This window comes from Burkholderia sp. FL-7-2-10-S1-D7 (assembly GCF_001524185.1).
Lineage (GTDB): Bacteria > Pseudomonadota > Gammaproteobacteria > Burkholderiales > Burkholderiaceae > Burkholderia > Burkholderia diffusa.
In genome coordinates this window covers 186621-207270 of sequence record NZ_LOWY01000011.1, presented here as the reverse complement: position 1 = coordinate 207270, position 20650 = coordinate 186621, and the positions used below count along the sequence as shown (strand labels likewise).

The following is a 20650-nucleotide window of genomic DNA, read 5'->3' as shown; positions in this document are numbered from 1 at the left end:
CGATCGGGCCTGTGGATGTTGCCGGCGCGGATCGCCGATGCCGGCACCGTCTCCAGCTGAACGAGCCGGCGGCGGGTTGCCGCCGCGCTGCCGGCCGGCTGGATGCTCGGCACTGACTTCTCGAGGCCGGCGCGGGTTGGCGGACAGCGTGCGGCGATGTCCGTCGCTTGACTCATATCAACGATGCAAACCCAGCGCCACGGAAGATGGATGCACGAAATCGGGCATTGCGAACGCACCACACTGAAGATGAAGAACCGGCTCTCGCCGTCAATCGGTGCGATCAACAGGAGCGGAACATGGGAATCGGGATGCAGATCGCTTACTTCGGCTTTGCTGGATCGGCTCGGCTGGAGGCGGAAGCGAGCATCCAGCTGATGCGCCTCGAGCCGTTCTGTATGCAACTGGCCGGCTGCCATCTCGCGATCGAGGCGATGGGCATGTCGACCCGCGAGCCGACCTACGACGTACGACTCGATCTGATCACCCGCAACGGGGAATTCCGTCCCGTTCCGCATATGACGGGCGCGGATCCCTTCGACGCGCTGCAGCGGGCGTTCGATCTTGCAGGGTGGCAACTCGCCGGGACCGCCGCCGCCGAACCCCACGAGAACCCGCGCTGACACGTTCCGCGCATCGGGCACGATTCGCCGCGGCGCGACGCATCGGCCCGCCGCGGTTCGCCTGGCGTGAGTCGATCCGCCCGGGCGACGGGGGCGGCGCAGCCGGCGCCGCTGGTCCGGCTAATCTTCCTCGTCGCCCGTGAATATCTCGTGCTCCGGCATCTCCGCCGTCTCGTCGATGCACTGCACCCGCCATGCGCCAGGCACGGGCGCCTGCCGGGCATCGCGCAGCCAGCGCGCGATGCCGGCCTGGCCTTCGAACGGCGCGGACGGTGGGTCGATACCGAAATCGTCGAGCCAGCACAGGGCGCCGGCGTTGTCGGGCCCCGTCATTACAGTGGCGCTGCCGTCGCGGACGAGCGTCCCCCACGCGGGCAGGTCCATCCCCGCATGACCTTCGCGTGACCAGCGGCGCATGGCCGTGTCGATCCAGAGAATGGCATAGGCCGAAGGGTTGTCGCAGGCGAAAGTATCGAGATGCAGGGTGATTCGCACGATGGGCTCCGAATCGATGAAGGAGGGTGGCCGCCGTCACCGGCGGCCGACGCTTTTACTGGCTCATGACCCAGTGAGTCAGCGTATGCGCGTCCTCGGAGGACCGCGAGCCGCCGCGCTCGGCGGCCAGCGGCATCGCGGTGTCGCCCCAGTGCGCGCGGCCGCCCAGTCTCAGCTTGTTCGCGAGGAAGTCCTCGGCATGCGGCGTGTCCCGATGCCGTTCCGCGATCTCGTGAAACGTCGGTGCGAGGCACGACATGTCGGCGGTGTAGCAGAACGCACATTGCTGCTGGTCGACGAACGCGGCTGGCGCCGGCACCCGGGCGGACGCCGTCCCAACCGCGAGCCACGCAAGGGCGAGCAGGTCTCCCGGCATGCGTGTCAGAGGAGCGCTCGCCATCGCGCAGTGTCCGGCAATTAGTCCGATCCAGTCTATGCGTGGTCCCGGGCCGGCGATTGATGCAAGTCAAACTCCGGAACACCCTCGCCGGCCGGCTGGATCCGCGGTCGCGGCCGCGCATCGATCCGGGGCGCGTTGACTCATGTCAAGCGCGGTGGCGCTGCCGCGCGTTTCAATGGATTCAGCCAGGACGACCGTGGATGAAGGCCTTGTCCCTGCGGGAGGGCGGTGATGAACCAGGATCGGTTGTTCGCATCGTTGGCGGCGTTGGCGCGCGACCTGTCGATTTCGGACGACGCGTTGCGGCGGATGCTCGACGACGAAATCGCGACGCTGACGAAAGATGCCCACGTGCATGATTACGTGCGGATATTCGCGATCCGTCGCCTGAGCCTGCGCATGCGGTCACCGGATGCCGCAGGCGGGTATCCGGGGCCGAAACCGGGAGAATAGGTGGTCAGCGCTCAGACGCGCGCGAGCCCGGCCAGATCGATGATATGGATCTGCTTGCCGTGCGGCGCGATCAGTCCGTCGCGCTGGAATTTCGACAGCATCCGGCTGACCGTTTCGAGCTTGATGCCGAGGTAGCAGCCGATCTCCTCGCGCGTCATGCGCAGGTTGAAATCCGCCGACGAATAGCCACGCGCCCTGAAGCGTTCGGACAGGTTCAGCAGGAACTCCGCGACGCGCTGTTCCGCCGACATCGTGCCAAGTAGCATCATCAGGCCCGACTCGCGCACGATCTCGCCGCTCATCATCTTGTGGAGATGGTGCTGCATCGACCTCACCTTGGCGCAAACCTTCTCCAGCTGGCCGAACGGGATGATGCAGACGGTGCTGTCCTCCAGCGCGATCGCATCGCCGTTGTGGCGCCCGCTGCACACACCGTCGAGACCGAGAGTTTCCCCAGCGATCTGGAACCCCGTCACTTGCTCCTGGCCGTCGCGATGCATGACGATCGTCTTGAATGAGCCGGTGCGGACGGAATAGAGGCTCTGGAACGTATCGTGCGCGCGGAACAGCGACTCGCCCCGCTTGACCGAGCGGGTCGTGCAGACGACCTCGTCGAGGATGGCCAGGTCTGCATCGTCGAGTTCCGCCGGCATGCACGCCGAACGGACCGGGCAGGTCGAGCAGTGCGCGCCGGGGTGCTTCATTCGCTCGTCCCGATCGACGGGATGCAGTGCGATCGTCATCGCATACGCGACGGCGGGACGGGCATTTTCGTGGGCTTGGGCGGTCGGCATGATCTGCTCCTCGTCACTCGGTCGGGTGCGGCGCCACTGCATGGAGGGTGCGTCATGCAGCGGCACGGTCGATCTGGCCGAAAATTCGTTTCTGGTCATTTGCCGCCCGTGCACAGCTCGGAACCTGGCGATTGAGTCAGCGCGACGGCGGGCGGCGATCCGGTACGCGTAACAGTGCTGCGCTATCGTCGGCGCGACGCTGGCGACGGCATGATCGGCACCCGGACCTCCATACAGATCAGTATGGTTCGCGCGCGGCCGGACCGAAATCGACACGGATGGAAAGTCACGTAGGGTTTGGAGAACGGCTGTAGGAGGATGCTGACAACGGCTGCGGCGGGCGAAAACCCTCGTTGGCGTCGCCCGGGTGCTCCAGCGGGGGTAAGCGCCAGTCGTCGGCTGTCAGATGCCGTCCTCGTCGTCGAACCGCTAGCGCTGCATCGCATGACGCACGAGCGCGGCATCGTGCGGCATGTCGCCGTTCCGGATCGGAAAGGCTGCCGCTGCCATCGATGCGATGCCGCCGCCGACCGGATAGAACCGGCGGCTGTCCCGATCGATGCCGGCCGCGCGGTCGGCGAGCGGCTCGATCCGAATCCTGTGTGCTGCGTTGCGTGGAAAAGCCCCTGGTCAGAATGGTTGAAACCCCTGTCGACGTTCGAGGACGCCGTATCGCCCTGTCGCAATTCGCGAGCGTGCGAGGCTCTGTAGTGCGGGTGCGGCGCCGGATGGGCTTGATGTGAGTCAAGGTGCTCGGTTGCCCGAGGGGCGAGATTGAGTATGGGCGTGGCCAGGGCGAAGCACGGCCGCCACGACTGTGATCCGAGGAGAATCGATCATGGGAAACGACTTTCGACAGGGGGCGCGAGCAGAAGAGTCGCAGCGCGTATTGGGCGGCGACGACGTAGGCCTTCGTCAGTATGTGCGGCGCATCTACAACTATATGGCCGGGGGCCTGGCGCTGACGGGTGCCGTTGCGTACCTCGGCGCGTCAACCGGGCTTTACCGGTCGATCGCCGGAACACCTCTCTTCTGGGTGCTGCTGCTCGCACCGCTGGCGCTGGTCATGTTTCTGAGCTTCCGTATCGAGCACATCAGCTTCGGCGCTGCGCAGATCAGTTTCTGGGCCTATGCCGCGCTCGTCGGGCTTTCGTTTTCCGGCATCTTCCTCGTGTATACGGGCGAGAGCATTGCGCGCGTTTTCTTCATCAGCGCGGCCACGTTCGGTGCAACGAGCCTCTATGGCTACACGACACGGGCCGATCTCTCGCGCTTCGGCTCCTTTCTGCTCATGGGACTGATCGGCATCATCATCGCGGGGTTCGTGAACATCTTCCTGGTTTCGTCGGCGCTGCAGTTCGTCGTTTCCGTGATCGGCGTGCTCGTGTTCACGGGACTCACCGCGTACGACACGCAACGCATCAAGCGCATCTACATAGCGGACGAAGAATACGAGATCGCCGGCAAGAAGGCGATCTTGGGGGCGCTTGCGCTCTATCTCGACTTTCTGAACCTCTTCCTGATGCTGATGCGGCTCTTTGGTAGCCGCCGCAGCTAGGCGAGCGGTAGCGGCCAGGGACAGGGTGCCGCCCGGCAAGCCCCGGCGGGATCGCCGCCGGAGCAAACAGGAGCCGGGATGAATCTGGCCTGGCCGCCCGACACCGGTCGCACATTACGTCGGTTTGGTTTGAACGTTGACGCCGCCCAACACCTCGAGCGCGGCGAGTCGGGCATTCATCAGCTCTGCGTGCAGCTTGATCGCCCGGATCAGAAATTGAACATCCTCGTTTTCGCTCTTCGAAGCAAGGTCATCAAATTCGGCCCATAGCTCATTGATCCGTTCGGCGCGCATGGCAACTCCTTTGGCGTGTGTATGGATGACGTCGTACGGCAGGCTGGAACACCCTTGACGCCGTATGAACAGCATCGGCACTGGCCTGTCTTGTGTGCTGATCTGGATCAAGGGGGCGCCACTTCGGGGTATCGCTCGATATTCGGCACGGGATGTGAAGGACCTTTGCCTCGCTCTAAGTGCGCGTGTCGCGGCGCTCGGTCCGTGCCGCCGGACTTTGTACGGCAGCGTGCAGACGAGACGCATTCCCGATCCCATGCTTTGAAACGAGTCAGTGCCTGCAAATCACCCGCCATCGCGAGTTGGTTCGCTTACCAAATGAATGGGTGTCTGCCATGATCAAAATGGTGATTGCCGACGCGCATGCCGTCATGCGGGCAGGTGTGTGTAGCGTCCTCGCTGAGGTCGACGACGTCGATATCGCCGGTGAAGCCACAGATGGGGCCGGCACGCTGGAACTCGTGAGCGCGGTGAAGCCGCGCGTGTTGTCACTCGGATTGGCGATGTCCGGTATTCACGGGGTCGAACTCATCAGGAAGATCAAGAAGGAGCATCAGGATGTTCGGGTGCTCGTTCTGACCGCGCATTCCGAACAGACCCATGCGGTGCGGGTGTTCAGGGCTGGGGCTTCGGGATTTCTTTCGAAGACTTGCTCGCGGTCGGACCTGATAGACGCGGTTCGAAAGCTTGCCGACGGTGGGGTATACGTGAGCACGATGGTGGGCGATCTGCTGGCGCAAGTCACCAACGGTGACAGTGAGGCGCTCGCACATCATCGCCTGACCGCGCGGGAGTTCGAGATCCTGGTCGGCCTGGCATCAGGACAATCGATTTCGCAGATGGCCGGAAGCCTGGACCTCAGCATCAAGACAGTCAGCACATACAAGTCGCGCATTCTGGAAAAACTGGACCTGAATAATGAATCAGACATGGTCCGCTTTGCGCTACGTCACCAGTTGCTGGATCTTGGTGTTGAAGGAAGCTGTTAAACGGATCAGGAATCGTCCGCGTGGAAGCGTATCGTCTCCCCAACTTCGAGATGCGGAGCCGCCATGCGATGCACGACTGTTCTTGAGTTCGATAATGGCGATTGGAGTGCCGTGAAGCGTGCGCAGGTCATGCGGTTTCACAGGGCCACCGAGGACGTGTAGTGGTCAACTCATCCCGGACACTGCGTTAAGCCTTTCTTCCGAAAAAGCTGGCGGCAGTCCGTCGTTGAACTGATGGGGCCGTATCCAGTTGCACCGTTTTCAGGAGTAGCACATCGACGAGAATTCGACTGCAGGAAACCGCCCGATAGTCACTGGTTGCCATCCTGACAAATCGGGGCGAAAAATTTGCGCACAGGTCCCGGCCCTGAAAGACGCCGAGAGCAACTCGGCATCTATCTGTCCGGGCTCAAGGTCATCTTTCTGATTTCTCCCAGAGTGATAGGATGAAAAATATACATGAAGGGCCATCATGGACGATCTCATATTCAGTACAACAACACATTGCGCACGCATTCGTATAATGGAATCTGCTCACGGTATGTTCCGAGGATATGTGTATCTGCGCCGCGCCACTGAAGGGCCGAACGAGGATGCCCCATACCAAACCGATGCTGACAGAGCCCAGTACGATCTCGCGCTCGAAGACGCCAAGATCCTCGCGCAACGTCTGCTTCGCGAACTCGAGTCCTAAGCGCAACGCCTCGCGTCGCGGGAGCATCAGGTAGTGGCTGCATCACGAGCGACGTGTGTCTGGTCAGCCATCCATCGTCGAGAATCATTGTCTGTCAGCATGGCCGGAAGTAGATCCTGTGCAAATTTCGAAGCAGCTTGCGTTGGCTGACATGCCGCTGGGAAAGGTGCGGTACGAGTCGGGCGGTTCTCGCAGTTGCGTCTACTTTCCGACGACGTCAGGTGTCTCACGGTTGTGCGTGATGGAGAACGTTTCCTCAGCGGAAATTGCTGTCGCCGGCAATGCCGGGCTGATCGGCATCGCGCTTTTCATCGGGGACGAAACAACCCCGAGCCGAGCAAGCTGGCAGAGCGCAGGGTACGCTTACGGACTCGACGCACGCTTCCTGAAAGAAGGGTTCCACCAAGGCGCGTCGATGCAGCGACTGTTGCTACGCGACATCCAAGCGCTCATCACTCGAATGGTGCAGACCGTTTATTTGCACCGAATCCTGACCTCCATGGGCCAAGATTTGGTACAAATCAACAGTCATAGATCTCCGGACATCGATCGACAAGAACCGGAACAGGCGGGCTGCCGCTCACGGCGAACCTCGGAGCCGTGACAGCCTCTTGTGCTGACGTTTGGACCTCGAGCAGTCGTCGGTGGCCTGGCGCGAACGCGCAGTTTCCGCAGAAGGTGTACGCAATGGATCAGCCGGGATCTTGCTTTTGGAACCAGCCTTCTGCTGCACTCCAGGCCCGTTTAGCATCATCGGGTGAGGGCTTGAGCCAGTCGGAAGCACGCAAAAGGGCAGTGCGCTTCGGCCCCAATACACTGCGCTCGCGCGGTGAACGATCCCTGTTGCTACAGTATCTGAATCACTTCAGGAATCCCCTCGTGATGATCCTGCTCGCCGCCAGTGCCGTGTCGGCGCTGACTGGCGAGGTCACCGGATTCGTGGTCATTTGGGTCATCGTTCTTGTCAGCGTGACCCTGGATTTCGTTCAGGAGTATCGGGCCGGGCAGGCTGCGGAGCAGCTCAAACAAACGGTTGCCGTTCGCGCAACGGTGATACGCGATGGACATCCACAGGACGTGCCGATCGCCACGCTGGTGCCTGGCGATGTGGTTCTGCTTACCGCTGGCGATCTCATGCCGGCCGATTGCCGCTTGATCGAGGCTAAGGATTTCTTTGTCAACCAGGCATTGCTGACGGGCGAATCTTACCCAGTCGAGAAGCATGCAGCGGACCTCGCTGAGCCGACGGGCGACCTCAGTCAGGCCGAAAACGCCGTCTTCATGGGAACGTCCGCCATCAGCGGGATGGCAAGGGCGATGGTGTGCCAGACTGGTTCGGATACCGCCGTTGGCAACATCGCCGATTCGCTGGTGGCAAAGGCTCCACCCACTGCTTTTGAGTTGGGTACGCATAGCTTTGGCATGCTGATCATGCGCCTGACCGTGCTGCTGGTGCTCTTTGTGTTTCTGGTCAATGCGCTCTTCCATCGCCCCTTCCTGGAGTCGTTTCTCTTCGCTATCGCGCTTGCGGTCGGGCTGACGCCGGAACTCCTGCCGATGGTGGTTACAGTAACGCTCTCGCGCGGCGCACTGCGCATGGCCCGGCAGCATGTCATCGTAAAGCAGCTCGCCGCGATTCATAACCTCGGCAGCATGGACGTGCTGTGCACCGACAAGACCGGCACGCTGACCGAGGCACGCATCCATCTGGAGCGGCATCTGGATGTGCAAGGGCGAGACAGCGCGCAGGTGCTGCAGTTGGCTTACCTCAATAGCTATTTTGAAACCGGCCTCAAAAGCCCCCTGGACGCCGCCATCCTTGAGCACACTGAGATCGAGGTCGATCATTGGCACAAGATCGATGAAGTGCCGTTCGATTTCGAGCGCAGGCGTGTGTCGGTGTTGCTCGATGATGCCCAGCAGCGGTTGCTGGTGGTAAAGGGCGCGCCGGAGGATATTCTCAGACTGTCCACACAATACGCGCGTGGAGAAGCACTGGGGACGCAACCTCTGGATGAAGCCACGCTGGCGACCATCCAGGCATTGCACGACAGCCTTGAGCGCGAAGGCTTCAAAGTGCTTGGCATCGCGTGGCGTTCGGTCGCGTCGGACTGCTTGCACGCGGGTCTGAGTGACGAAACCGAGCTGATCTTCGCCGGCTTTGCGGCCTTCCTGGATCCCCCCAAGCCCAGCGCGTCCAAGGCGCTCAAGGAGTTGGCGGAAATCGGCGTGGACGTCAAGATCGTCACCGGTGACAGTGAGCTGGTCACCCGACACGTGTTTACACAACTTGGCGTACCAGTCACGGGGGTACTCACCGGCAACGAAATCCAGCAAATGGACGATACCGCGCTAGCGGTGCAGATAAAGAAGGCCAACCTGCTTTGCCGCGTCACGCCCGCGCAGAAAAACCGCGTCATCCTGAGCCTGAAAGCCCAAGGACATACCGTCGGTTATCTTGGCGACGGGATCAATGACGCACCCTCGCTTCATTCGGCGGATATCGGTATTTCGGTCGATAGCGCGGTAGACGTGGCCAAGGCGGCGGCAGCGATGATCTTGCTGCGGCAAGACTTGAACGTATTGCGTGCTGGCGTGCTGGAGGGCCGACGGACCTTCGCCAACATCATGAAGTACATCATGATGGGAACCAGCTCGAATTTCGGCAACATGTTCAGCATGGCGGGCGCAACGATGTTTCTCGCCTTTTTGCCGATGCTGCCGGCGCAGATTCTCCTCAACAATCTGCTGTACGATGTTTCGGAATTGCCTATTCCGATGGATAACGTAGACGACGATTTCCTTGCTCATCCCAAGCATTGGGATACGAAGTTCATTCGCAATTTCATGTGGGTGGTCGGACCAGTGAGCTCGGTCTTCGATTTCTTGACGTTCTTCATCATGCTGAAGGTGTTCAATGCGGGCGAGGCGTTATTTCACACGGGCTGGTTCATTGAATCGATTGCCACTCAGGTACTGGTGATATTTATCATTCGAACGCAGGGCAGTCCGTTCAAGAGTCGGCCAGGTCGCGTACTGACAATTACCTCGCTCGCGGTCGTGCTGATCGCCGGTGCATTGCCCTTCACGCCGGTTGCAGGGCTTCTCGGCTTCGTCGCACCCCCGCCGCAGTTCTTCCTGATTCTACTGGCGATGCTGCTCTGCTATTTGGTTGCGGTGGAATGGACTAAGCAATTGTTTTACCGATTTTTTGCGGCGCATTGATCCGGCGCAACACGACTGCGGACTCTGGTTTTCCGATAGCCAGGGCCGTCGACATGCTGCCGCACCTCTATGCTGCCGTCTTGAGCGTCGGCACCGAAGTCGAATCGGTCACGTCGTGCCCGGCAATTGCCAATGCCAGAACCGGGTTCAGGCTGTCCACCATCGAACTCGGAATCAGAATCGTGGCGCCGCGCTCCTTCGTCGTTTCATAAATGATGTTCATTGCTCGCAATTGAAGTGCGGACGGATGATTCTCATAGACTTTCGATGCCTCGACGAATTTCGCCGCCACTTCTGCCTCCGCGGAACCGAGTATCACACGCGCCTGCTTCTCGCGTTCGGCTTGCGCCTGCCGCGACATCGAATCCTGCAGCGCGACAGGGATTGCGACGTCTCGCGTTTCCACGGACCTCACCGTGATACCCCAATCGGCGGTTTTTCTGCCGATCTCCTCTGCCAGGTGTTCATCGCCCGCTTTTCGATCGGAGAGCAGCGTGGCCAGCATCGACGAACCAATCATCTCCCGCAGCGAGGTTTGCGCGACACGATCGATGGCCTGCCGGTAGTCAGTGATGGCGAGCGCTGCCTTTTGGGCGTCGTGTACGTGCCAGAAGATGATGGCGTCGACGTTGACCGGCACGGTATCCCTGGTAAGCGCCTCTTGAGCATTGAATGCCGTCGTTTGAATGCGCTCGTCGATCACTGCGACGACGTTGTCCAGTATCGGTACAATCAAAAAAAATCCGGCGCCCTTGACGCTCTGCAGTTTCCCAACGCGCAGGATCACGAATTTTTCCCAGACATTCGCCACTTTTACGGAGAGTGCGATCAGGATGGCGACGATGAAGACGGGTAAGGCGAGATACGGATTGACCAAGGCGCCGACGGCAAGCGCCGCGAGCATTACGACGGCGGACAGAAATAGCGTGACGGGGTTCATGGTGGCGCTCCATTCGATGATGCCGACTTGCGGCAAGCGTCACGAAGCACGACAACTTTTCGCGCGATTGTCCTTGCGCCCGGGCATCGGAGATTTGGGCGTTCATTCGGAAGATGCGCCCGATTGCGATGCGAATCTGTACGATGACGTACCGGGTCGGGGCGCAGGAGCCACGACTGGTCGCGAGCAATGCGCAAGACTTGCAAACGCCGCGCACGGTATCGCCAATGCCGCCGATCCGGCACCGGACAGTGCGGCGTTCCGAGCGCCGTTTATCGTGACGGGCGACCTGAACAGGTAAAAAGCCGGCGTTTCGGCCGGCTTCCCATTCCGCCTTGCTGGGGCGGCTCCCCGTTCTGTTTGAGCGCGAGGAGGTTTACTACGGAAACGTTACAGGGTCGATAGAAAACCCATGCCGAGACGCTTCCTTGCGTCGGAAACATATCGTCTGGGCGTCACGGCTTTCCACAAAAGGGGATATCGCTTTTTTCGCTGCGGACCCACGACCGGCATGCCGTCGTCGGTCGCGCGCGCTTCCGCCTGTTCTTGTTGGTTGTCCTTGAGATTATTTTCTCGCTTCGGGTGATCTTTCATCAAACGGCTCCGTCAGGGAATCGTTGCGTCATGGTTCACGCTTGTACTGCTTGAGTCGAATCAAAGCGCGCAGGCGATATGGGGCGAAACGAGGCACAAGGGGGCGCAACAGCCTACGTCCATCATGACGTCCCCCTCGTCATCAAGGCCACGGTCCATCGCCAATCTGCGCATGAAGTACCACCATGCGTCTGCACGCTTCGTCAGTCGGTACGCTGTCGTACAAAGCCGATGGCGTATAGGGCGGGGCGCGCGGGACCGCGTCCCTCGCGCTTCACGCGCGATCATCAAACACGCCACGCAGACTGTTCTTCAGCGTACAGATTCGTCGAGCCCCGCCATGCATGATGACTTTCGTTGCATTTTCCGTCGGGAGCGAGTCATGAAATATCCGGTCTATATCACGCGGCGCGGGAATCCTCGCTATCACGGCGCGCTTCCGGATTTTCCGGAAATCGAGGTGGAGGGTGGCTCGTATGACGAGTTGCGGGTGGCTGCGGCGCAACAGGTCGTGGCCTGCTATGACGGTTCCCGGCGCCTTGTACCGCCGCCGACCACGGATATGTCGATATTGCAGGCGTCGGATATCGACGTGGGTGACGGAATCTGGCGGTTCTTCGATATCGACCTGACCGGCATGACCTCGAGTTCCGAGAGGATCGAGCTGTGCCTGCCGAAATGCGTTGTGCGCGACATCGACCTGAAGGCGAGTGCGCTGCACACGACTCGCGATGCATTCGTGTCGATGGCGTGTGCGAATGCCATCGACCGATCTGCACTGCACGTCGCGGAGCGTTTCGAACCGGACGTGAAATCGCTGTCGGAAGCGGTTTGACGGTGCGACGCTTTGGGCGTGAAGCCTGGGCGGATGGAGTGGTCATTCAGGAGAAGGTGCCGTGAAGATTCCCGTTGCGCGTGTTTCGCGACGCCGGACATCGCCATGGAGCAATGCACGGCCGATTCGCGAGGAGTTCTTCGGCGATGAACGGCTGGCGCAGCATGCGGGAAGCCTGGCGCGTGCGCAGAAGGTAGTGCCCGGGGCGGCCTCTGGTCCGTCTCTGGCGACGCGGCTGAAGGACAACGCGGATCATCTGCTGAAGGCGTACCGGAACACCGTGGCCGCAGACGCGCGCGGCGAAGAAATCACACCGGCAGCGGAGTGGCTGCTCGACAACTACTATCTCGTCGCGGAGCAGGTGCGGCAGATCCGCGACGATCTTTCCCCGCGCTATTACCGGCAACTGCCCAAGCTCGGCAACGGGCCGTTTGCCGGTTATCCGCGCGTTTTCGAGATCAACTGGTCATTCGTCGCCCATACGGACAGCCGTTTCGATCCCGATATGCTATGCCGGTTCATGCTTGCCTATCAGGCCGTGGAACCGCTGACGATCGGCGAACTGTGGGCGGTTGCGATCACATTGCGGATCGTGCTGATCGAAAACCTGCGTCGGCTCGCCGATCAGATCATCGACGACCGGCGCGCGCGGCTCGACGCCGACGCACTTGCGGATCGCCTGCTGGGCGAACGCGGGCATGCGCGGGTGGAGGCGGAGCCGCTTGTCGCCCGTTATGAACAGGCCGTATTGCACGATGCGTTCGCGGTGCAGCTAATTCAGCGGCTGCACGATCCCGATCCGGCCGTCGCGCCGGCACTGGTGTGGCTGCATCGGCACCTGGCGGCACGCGGCGCGACGCCGGAGCAGATCGTCGCCTCCGTCAACCATCAGCAGGGCGCAGCCAGTCTGACCGTGCGCAACGTCATCACCAGCATGCGGCTGATTTCGGAAGTGGACTGGACCGTTTTGTTCGAGCGCATCAGCCTGGTCGATCAAGCGCTGCGTCATCACCCGGGCTTCACGGAGATGGATTTCCCCACGCGTAACCTGTATCGCGACGCGGTTGAAGTGCTTGCCCGTGGCGCACCCGTCAGCGAACTCGAGATTGCCCGCCGCGTCGTCGCCGATGCGGCGGCGCAGGGGACGCGCGGCACGCTGGCCGCCGGTGCCGCGCCGGGGCGCGAGACGGATCCAGGTTACTACCTGCTGGCGGACGGCCGCGCCGCATTCGAGGCGGAGATCGGCTATCGGCCCCCGGTTGCGTTGTGGTTGCGGCGCCTGACGCGCCGCGCCGGTCTCGGCGGCTATCTCGGTCGTATCGGGCTAATTGCTGCAGTGCTGCTGACGGCCATGCTGGCCTGGCTTACCCGCATCGAGCCGCCCGGTCACTGGCTGATCTGGCTCGGCGTTGCCGGCCTGCTACCCGCGCTGGATGTCGCGGTCGCGCTCGTCAATCGCAGCGTGATGCGCGATGTCGGCGCGAAGATCCTGCCCGGCCTCGCGTTGCTTGACGGCATTCCGCCGGACCTGCGCACCATGGTCGCGGTGCCGGTGCTGCTGACGACGAACGCGGCGCTCGCCGAGCAGATCGAGCAACTGGAAATTCATCACCTGGCAAGCCACGATGGTACGCTTTACTTCGCACTGCTTTCCGACTGGGTGGATGCGCCCACCCCGAACACCGATAGCGATGACGGGCTGCTGGCATTCGCGGTGGCGGGTATCGACCGGTTGAATGGCCTTTATCCGCCGGCACCGGGCGAGAGCGAACGCTTTCTGCTGCTGCACCGCAAGCGCGTGTGGAGCGACGGCGAACGCTGCTGGATGGGCTGGGAGCGCAAGCGCGGCAAGCTGCACGAGCTGAACCGGTTGCTGCGCGGGGCGTCGGACACGACGTTCGTCGCGCCGGGAGGCCGACCGCCGCGGGTGCCGCCTGACGTGCGCTACGTGATCACGCTCGATGCCGATACGCGGCTGCTGCGCGATACTGTGGGCCGCCTGGTCGGCAAGATGGCGCACCCGCTCAACCGGCCGGTATTCGACCCGGCGAGCCGGTGCATCGTCGAAGGCTACGGTGTGCTTCAGCCGCGCGTTGCGTCGTCCCTCGCGAACGGCGACGAGGGGTCGCTTTTTCAGCGCGTGTCGTCGAGCGCGCACGGCATCGATCCTTACGTGTCGGCCGTATCGGACGTCTATCAGGACCTGTTCGACGAAGGTTCCTATGCGGGCAAGGGCATCTACGACGTCGATGCGTTCGAGGCGGTGCTCGCCGGCCGCGTGCCGGAGAACACGGTGCTCAGTCACGATCTGTTCGAAGGCATTTTCGCGCGGGCCGGGCTGGCGTCGGATGTCGAGGTCGTCGAAGCGTCGCCGTCGCGCTACGACGTCGCGGCGGGACGCCTCCACCGATGGGCGCGCGGCGATTGGCAGCTCCTGCCGTGGTTGATTTTCGGGCACGAGCCGCTGACGGCGGTTGGCCGCTGGAAGATGCTGGACAACCTGCGTCGCACGCTCACGGCGCCCGCCATGCTGATCGCGCTACTGGCCGGATGGATGCAGCCGCTTCCCGTATCGCTCGGCTGGAGTGCCTTCGTGCTGGTGACGATCGCGCTGCCGTTCCTGTTGCCCGTAATGAGCGGACTGGTGCCGCGCTGGCGGCGCACGCACGTGAAGATGACCACGCGCAGCGTGCTCCATGCGTGGTCGACGGAGCTGCAGTTCGCGTTGACGCGGTTCGGCCTGTCGATCGTCATGCTGCCGCAGCAGGCATGGTCGATGGGCGACGCGATCGCGCGCACGCTGTTTCGCTTGGGGATCAGCCATCGCCACCTGCTCGAGTGGACCACGGCGGCCGAAGCCGGCGCACGCGACCGCCGGACCCTGGCGTCCACCTATCTGCAGATGCGCGGCGGCGTGACGCTCGCGCTGCTTGGCGCGGCCGCCAGTCTGATGGTGGGCTGGCGCGTCGATCGTCATGCGGGCTGGCTGGCCGTCCCGTTCGCGCTAGTCTGGCTCGCGGCGCCCGCGATCGCCTACTGGTTGAGCCGCGCACCGCGGCCGGCGGGCGAGTTGGCGGTGACGCCGCACGATGCGCGTCAACTGCGGCGCGACGCGCGCCGGACCTGGCGTTATTTCGAGACATTCGTGACGGCCGACGATCAGATGCTCCCGCTGGACAATTTCCAGGAGAACCCGAAGCCCGTTTGTGCGCACCGGACTTCGCCCACCAATATCGGGCTGTACCTGTTGTCCGTCGTCAGCGCCCGCGAGTTCGGCTGGCTTGGCACGCTGGATGCGGTGTCGCGTCTGGAGGCGACGCTCGCGACGATGCGGCTGATGTCGCGCTATCGTGGCCATTTCTACAACTGGTACGACACGCGCGATCTGCGGCCTCTCGAGCCGCGGTATGTGTCGACGGTCGACAGCGGCAATCTCGCCGGGCATCTGATCGCGCTCGGAAACGGTTGCCGGGCGTGGGCGAATCAGCCGGCTGGCGTGGGACGGCAGGCCGCGCATGAAGGGATCGGCGATACGCTGGCGCTGTTGCGCAAGGCCGTGTGCCGGGATGGCGACGCCCGGACGACCTTGCACGGTGAATTCGAGCGGGCCGCGACCGAACTGGAGGACACGCTCGCCGCGACGGAATGGAATGCGATCACGATCCTCGCTGCGACGGTCGCCGATATCGCGCGCGCGCTGATGGACGAGATCGGCCGGGTGCGAGGCGGCGACGTCGACGACGTGTTGTTCTGGGCGCAGGCGCTGGAGCACGTGGTGCAAGGGCATTGCCGTGACGCGACGCGCGCGCCGGCCGAGGCGGACGTGCTGAATAAGCGTCTTCAGGTGCTGGCCGATACTGCGTTGCAGATGGCCTATGCAATGGAGTTCGGCTTTCTGCTCGACCCGGTGCGGAACCTGCTGTCGATCGGCTACGCGGTGGCCGATGGTCGGCTCGATCCGGGCAACTACGATCTGTTGGCGTCGGAGGCTCGCCTGGCGAGTTTCGTCGCGATCGCGAAGGGCGACATTCCCGCGCGCCACTGGTTCCGGCTAGGCCGCCTGGCGACGCCGATCGGGCACGGCGCAGCGTTGATCTCATGGTCGGGATCGATGTTCGAATACCTGATGCCGTCGCTCGTGATGCGCGCGCCGGACAGCAGCCTGCTTGCACGCACCAATCACCTGGTGGTGCGACAGCAGATCGCCTATGGCGACGGGCTGCGCCTGCCGTGGGGCATGTCCGAGTCGGCATACAACACGCGCGACATCGAGCTGACCTATCAATATTCGAGCTTCGGCGTGCCGGAGCTGGGGCTCAAGCGCGATCTCGACCAGAATCTGGTGGTCGCGCCCTATGCGACCGCGCTTGCGGCGATGGTCGCGCCGCACGCCGCCGCGTGCAACTTCGAACGGCTGCGTACGGCCGGCGCGTGCGGGCGCTTCGGCTTCTACGAAGCGCTCGACTACACGCCCGCGCGCGTGCCGGAAGGCATGCCGGTTGCCGTCGTGCAGGCGTTCATGGCGCATCACCAGGGCATGTCGATCGTGTCGATCGCCAATGCGTTGCTGGGCGGGCGCATTCGCACCTTCTTCCATGCGGAACCGGCCGTTCGGGCCACCGAGCTGCTGTTGCAGGAGCGGGTGCCGGGCCGGGTCGCGGCAGGGAGGCCGCGGGTCGATACGCGCCCCGCCGGCAGGATGCATGGGATCGATGCCGGCGTCGCGCGGCGCCTGCTGTCCGCGAACGATCCCACACCCGTCACGCATCTGCTGTCCAACGGCCGCTACGCCGTGATGCTCACGGCCGCGGGGTCCGGCTACAGCCGTCGCGACGATCTGGCCGTTACGCGCTGGCGGGAGGACGCGACGCGCGACGATTGGGGCAGCTATCTGTATCTGCGAGACGCCGAGAACGGCGACGTCTGGTCGGCCACGTGGCAGCCCACTGGCGTGGTACCGGACAGCTACGACGTGACGTTCACCGAGGATCGCGCCGAGTTCGTGCGTCGCGACGGTACCTTGACGACGTCGCTCGAGGTGGTGGTATCAGCCGAGGACGACGCGGAGGTGCGTCGGGTGTCGGTGGCCAACACGGGCACCCGGCCGCGCGTGATCGAATTCACGTCGTACGCGGAAATCGTGCTCGCGCCAGCCGCCGCCGATCACGCGCATCCCGCATTCTCGAAGCTGTTCATCGAAACCGAGTACATGCCGGCGTCCGGCGCCATTCTGGCGACGCGCCGCAGGCGCGCGCCGAACGAGGCGGAGGTGTGGGCCGCTCATCTGGCGGTGACGGCCGGCGAAACCGTCGGCGCGGAAGAATTCGATACCGATCGATTGCGTGTCATCGGACGCGGACGCAGCGTTCGCTTGCCGCTTGCGCTGACCGAACGGCGCGCGCTGAGTGCTTCCGAAGGCGCGGTGCTGGACGCGGCGTTCACGTTGCGGCGGCAGTTGCGGATCGAGCCGGGCGCGAAGGCAAGTATCGCCTACTGGACCATCGTCGCCGATTCGCGCGCGCAGTTGCTCGATCTGGTCGACAAGCATCGCGACGGTGAATCGTTCGCGCGTGCGGCGATGCTCGCGTGGACCCAGGCGCAGGTGCAACTGCGGCACAGCGCGGTGAGCCTGGACGAGGCCGCGTTGTTCCAGCAGCTGGCCGGATACATGCTCTACAGCGATGCGTCGATGCGGCCGGGCTCCGCCGCGCTGCAGCGCCATGCGGCGGCGGTATCGGCGGCGGGCGGCGTGGGCGCGTCGCCGTTGTGGACGCATGGCGTATCGGGGGATCTGCCGATACTGCTTGTCCGGATCGACGACATCGAGCACATCGCCATGGTGCGGCAGTTGATTCGCGCGCACGAGTACTGGCGGATGAAGCGGCTCGAGGTCGATCTGGTCATTATCAACGAGCGCGCGGCGTCGTATGTGCAGGATTTGCAGGCGGCGCTCGAGGGGCTGGTGCGGCCCCGGCAGCCGCCGGGCGAAGCCGGACGCGGCAATATTTTCGTCCTGCGCGAGGACCTGATGGCGGTGGCGGCGCGCGCACTGTTTCCGGCCGTTGCGCGGGCCGTGCTCGCCGCGCGCAACGGCCGGCTGGTGGACCAGTTGCGGCGCCTCGCTGCTGCGCCGCTGCCCGTGCGCCCGGATGCCGCGAGCCCGCCGCTGCCACCGCCCGCGATTTCTCCACCGAAGGGCGCACAGGCCGGCGCCGGTCTCGAATACTTCAACGGCATCGGCGGTTTCGCGCGCGGCGGACGCGAATACGTCGTGACACTGCAGCCCGGTCAATGCACACCGATGCCGTGGGTCAACGTCGTCGCGAATCCATCGTGCGGCTTCCTGACATCGGCGGAGGGGGGCGGCCATACCTGGGTGACGAACAGCCGCGAGCATCCGCTGACGCCGTGGTCGAACGACCCGGTCACCGATCCGCCGAGCGAAGTGTTCTACATCCGCGACGACGAGACTGGTGTGCGCTGGGGGCCGCAGGCGGGTTCGATCGGCGACGACGCGCCGAGCGCGACCGCTTTCGTGGCGAGTCATGGCCAGGGCTACAGCCGGTTTGCGCATTCCGCCGCCGATGTCGCCGTCGAGTTGCTGCAGTTCGTGCCGCTGGCCGATCCTGTCAAGATTTCCCGCCTGAGCCTGCGCAATCTGTCGGACCGGCCCCGCCGGCTGTCCGTCGCAATCTATGCGGAGTGGGCGATGGGTGCGTCGCGCAGCGCCTCGGCGCCGCACACCGCGAGCGAGATCGATCCGGCCACCGGCGCGCTGTTTGCCCGCAACGACTGGAGCCAGGTGTATCGCGGCAGAGTGGCGTTCGCCGATTTATGCGGGCTGCAAACCTCGTGGAGCGCGGACCGGCGCGAGTTCATCGGCCGCAATGGTGTCCTGAGCGATCCCGCCGGCTTTCCGGGCAGGGCCGGCGCATCGCCGTTGTCGGGCCGCGTCGGCGCCGGGCTCGACCCGTGTGCCGCGTTGCAGACCACGGTCGATCTCGAACCCGGCGGCAGCGTCGAAATCGTTTTGCTGCTCGGCGAAGGCGTCGATGCGGCAACGGCGCGCCAGTTGATCGCGCATTATCGTCAGGCGGATCTCGACGCGATATTCGCCGCCGTGACGGCGTTCTGGGACGAGACGCTCGGCGCCGTTCAGGTCGAAACGCCTGATCGTGCGATGGATCTGATGCTGAATCGCTGGCTGCTGTACCAGACGCTGTCGTGCCGGATCTGGGCGCGTGCGGGCTTCTATCAGGCGAGCGGCGCGTACGGTTTCCGCGACCAGCTGCAGGATGGCATGGCGCTCGCGGTCGCTCGCCCGGCCTTGACGCGCGAGCATCTGCTGCGGGCGGCGGCGCGCCAGTTTCCCGAGGGCGACATGCAGCACTGGTGGCTGCCCGAAAGCGGCAGCGGCGTACGCACACGGATCTCCGACGACCGGGTCTGGCTCGCCCATGCGGTTGCGTACTACGTCGACGTCAGCGGCGACCGCGCGATTCTCGATGCGTCGATTCCGTTCATCGACGGACGACCGCTGGCCACCGACGAGCAGGACGCGTTCTTCATCCCGCGCATCTCGGAGACGAGCGCGTCGCTGTTCGAGCATTGCGCGCGCGGGTTGGAGTCCAGTCTGGCGCATTTCGGCGAGCATGGTCTGCCTCTGATCGGCACGGGCGACTGGAACGACGGCATGAACCGGGTCGGCGAGGCCGGGCGGGGCGAAAGCGTCTGGCTCGGGTGGTTCCTGCATGCGACGCTCACGGCGTTCGCCCCGCTCGCCACGGCGCGCGGCTCGGGCGAACTGGCGGCGCGCTGGCTGACGCGCGCCGACGCGTTGCGCGACGCGCTTGCCGAGGCGGGGTGGGATGGCGCGTGGTATCTGCGCGGCTACTTCGACGACGGCACGCCGCTCGGCGCGGCCGGCAACGCCGAATGTTCGATCGACTCGATCGCACAGTCGTGGAGCGTGCTGTCGGGCGCGGCGGACCCGGCGCGCGCCGCGCAGGCGATGGGCGCGCTGGACGCGCGACTGATCCGCCGCGACGATGGCCTGGCGTTGCTGTTCGCGCCGCCGTTCGATCGTTCGCCGGTCGATCCCGGCTATCTCAAGGGCTATCCGCCGGGCATCCGGGAAAACGGCGGCCAGTACACGCATGCGGCCACGTGGTCGGTGCTCGCGTTCGCGCAAATGGGCGACGGCGATCGTGCCGCGAACCTGTTCGCGCTGCTCAATCCGATCAATCGCAGTCGCACGCGCAGCGGCGCGAATCGCTATCGGGTGGAACCATACGTGGTTGCGGCCGACGTCTATTCGGTCGCGCCGAATGTCGGCCGCGGCGGATGGACCTGGTACACCGGCTCGGCGGGCTGGCTGTATCGCGCGGGCGTCGAAGGCCTGCTCGGCCTGCGCAGGCATGGCGACATGCTGTCCATTCAACCGTGCATCCCGCAGTCCTGGCCCGGCTTCAGGGCCACGCTGCGTCACGGGGCGGCGCACTACGACATCGTGGTCGAGAATCCCGACGCCGTCAGCAGCGGCGTGTCCAGCCTCTTCGCGGATGGCGTGCGGCTCGCCGCCGGCGAAGTGGCGGTGCGACTCGTGGACGACGGCCGGCGTCACAGCGTGGTCGTGACGCTGGGGGCGGCGCAAGCGGTGCTTCTGTGAGGCGACAGGTCGGCATCCGGGCCGGTACGTTAGCGGACGGACTGTGCGCGATTCACCGCCCATCATGAACTGACGTCCCGAATTTCAT

At 63.9% G+C, this 20650-nt stretch carries 13 protein-coding genes and 1 pseudogene; 8 read left to right on the top strand and 6 right to left on the bottom strand.

What is annotated here, in order from left to right:
* Positions 1-311 precede the first annotated feature (311 nt).
* Entirely contained in the window at positions 312-623 is a 312-nt protein-coding gene (locus WS75_RS03715) for a hypothetical protein (RefSeq protein ID WP_059679300.1), read from the top strand.
* A gap of 120 nt (positions 624-743) precedes the next feature.
* On the opposite strand, the gene WS75_RS03710 is transcribed toward WS75_RS03715, so the two are convergent.
* Together WS75_RS03710 and WS75_RS03705 are read right to left on the bottom strand one after the other, a co-directional pair.
* On the bottom strand, positions 744-1118 hold the full coding sequence (locus tag WS75_RS03710) for a DUF3564 family protein (protein ID WP_059679208.1): 375 nt from the start codon (positions 1116-1118) through the stop codon (positions 744-746).
* A 55-nt stretch (positions 1119-1173) separates the two neighbouring features.
* A complete protein-coding gene (locus WS75_RS03705; protein ID WP_373558495.1) occupies positions 1174-1518 on the bottom strand; it encodes a c-type cytochrome in 345 nt (114 codons plus the stop codon).
* Positions 1519-1749: 231 nt separating this feature from the next.
* Between WS75_RS03705 and WS75_RS03700 the strand changes: the two genes are divergently transcribed.
* A complete protein-coding gene (locus tag WS75_RS03700) occupies positions 1750-1971 on the top strand; it encodes a DUF3562 domain-containing protein (protein WP_059679207.1) in 222 nt (73 codons plus the stop codon).
* Positions 1972-1982: 11 nt separating this feature from the next.
* Here the strand turns inward: WS75_RS03700 and WS75_RS03695 are convergent, their stop codons facing one another.
* A complete protein-coding gene (locus WS75_RS03695; RefSeq protein ID WP_082729497.1) occupies positions 1983-2765 on the bottom strand; it encodes a helix-turn-helix domain-containing protein in 783 nt (260 codons plus the stop codon).
* An 838-nt stretch (positions 2766-3603) separates the two neighbouring features.
* Here WS75_RS03695 and WS75_RS03690 point away from each other — a divergent pair.
* The gene (locus WS75_RS03690; RefSeq protein ID WP_059679206.1) at positions 3604-4323 is read left to right on the top strand and encodes a Bax inhibitor-1/YccA family protein; all 720 of its coding nucleotides are present in this window, start codon (positions 3604-3606) and stop codon (positions 4321-4323) included.
* A 114-nt stretch (positions 4324-4437) separates the two neighbouring features.
* Here WS75_RS03690 and WS75_RS34410 read toward each other — a convergent pair whose 3' ends face one another.
* Positions 4438-4728 (bottom strand): hypothetical protein, encoded by a 291-nt coding sequence (locus WS75_RS34410; RefSeq protein ID WP_059679205.1) that lies wholly within the window; start codon positions 4726-4728, stop codon positions 4438-4440.
* A gap of 224 nt (positions 4729-4952) precedes the next feature.
* Here WS75_RS34410 and WS75_RS03680 point away from each other — a divergent pair, with 224 nt between their 5' ends.
* From WS75_RS03680 to mgtA, 3 genes and pseudogenes are all read left to right on the top strand, one after another.
* Positions 4953-5606, top strand: a complete 654-nt coding sequence (locus tag WS75_RS03680) for a response regulator (RefSeq protein ID WP_059679204.1) — start codon at positions 4953-4955, stop codon at positions 5604-5606.
* 749 nt (positions 5607-6355) lie between these two features.
* Positions 6356-6787 (top strand): annotated as a pseudogene (locus WS75_RS03670) (Crp/Fnr family transcriptional regulator); the annotation flags it as partial.
* A 200-nt stretch (positions 6788-6987) separates the two neighbouring features.
* Positions 6988-9525, top strand: a complete 2538-nt coding sequence (gene mgtA / locus WS75_RS03665) for a magnesium-translocating P-type ATPase (protein WP_059679201.1) — start codon at positions 6988-6990, stop codon at positions 9523-9525.
* Positions 9526-9592: 67 nt separating this feature from the next.
* Here the strand turns inward: mgtA and WS75_RS03660 are convergent, their stop codons facing one another.
* Positions 9593-10465, bottom strand: coding sequence for a slipin family protein (locus tag WS75_RS03660; RefSeq protein WP_059679297.1), 873 nt, complete (start codon positions 10463-10465; stop codon positions 9593-9595).
* A gap of 390 nt (positions 10466-10855) precedes the next feature.
* Positions 10856-11059, bottom strand: a complete 204-nt coding sequence (locus WS75_RS31455; RefSeq protein WP_082729484.1) for a hypothetical protein — start codon at positions 11057-11059, stop codon at positions 10856-10858.
* A 382-nt stretch (positions 11060-11441) separates the two neighbouring features.
* Here WS75_RS31455 and WS75_RS03655 point away from each other — a divergent pair, with 382 nt between their 5' ends.
* Together WS75_RS03655 and WS75_RS03650 are read left to right on the top strand one after the other, a co-directional pair.
* Positions 11442-11894 (top strand): type II toxin-antitoxin system HicB family antitoxin, encoded by a 453-nt coding sequence (locus WS75_RS03655; RefSeq protein ID WP_059679200.1) that lies wholly within the window; start codon positions 11442-11444, stop codon positions 11892-11894.
* Between the two features lie 61 nt (positions 11895-11955).
* Positions 11956-20562, top strand: a complete 8607-nt coding sequence (locus tag WS75_RS03650; protein WP_059679199.1) for a GH36-type glycosyl hydrolase domain-containing protein — start codon at positions 11956-11958, stop codon at positions 20560-20562.
* The last annotated feature ends 88 nt before the right edge of the window (positions 20563-20650 follow it).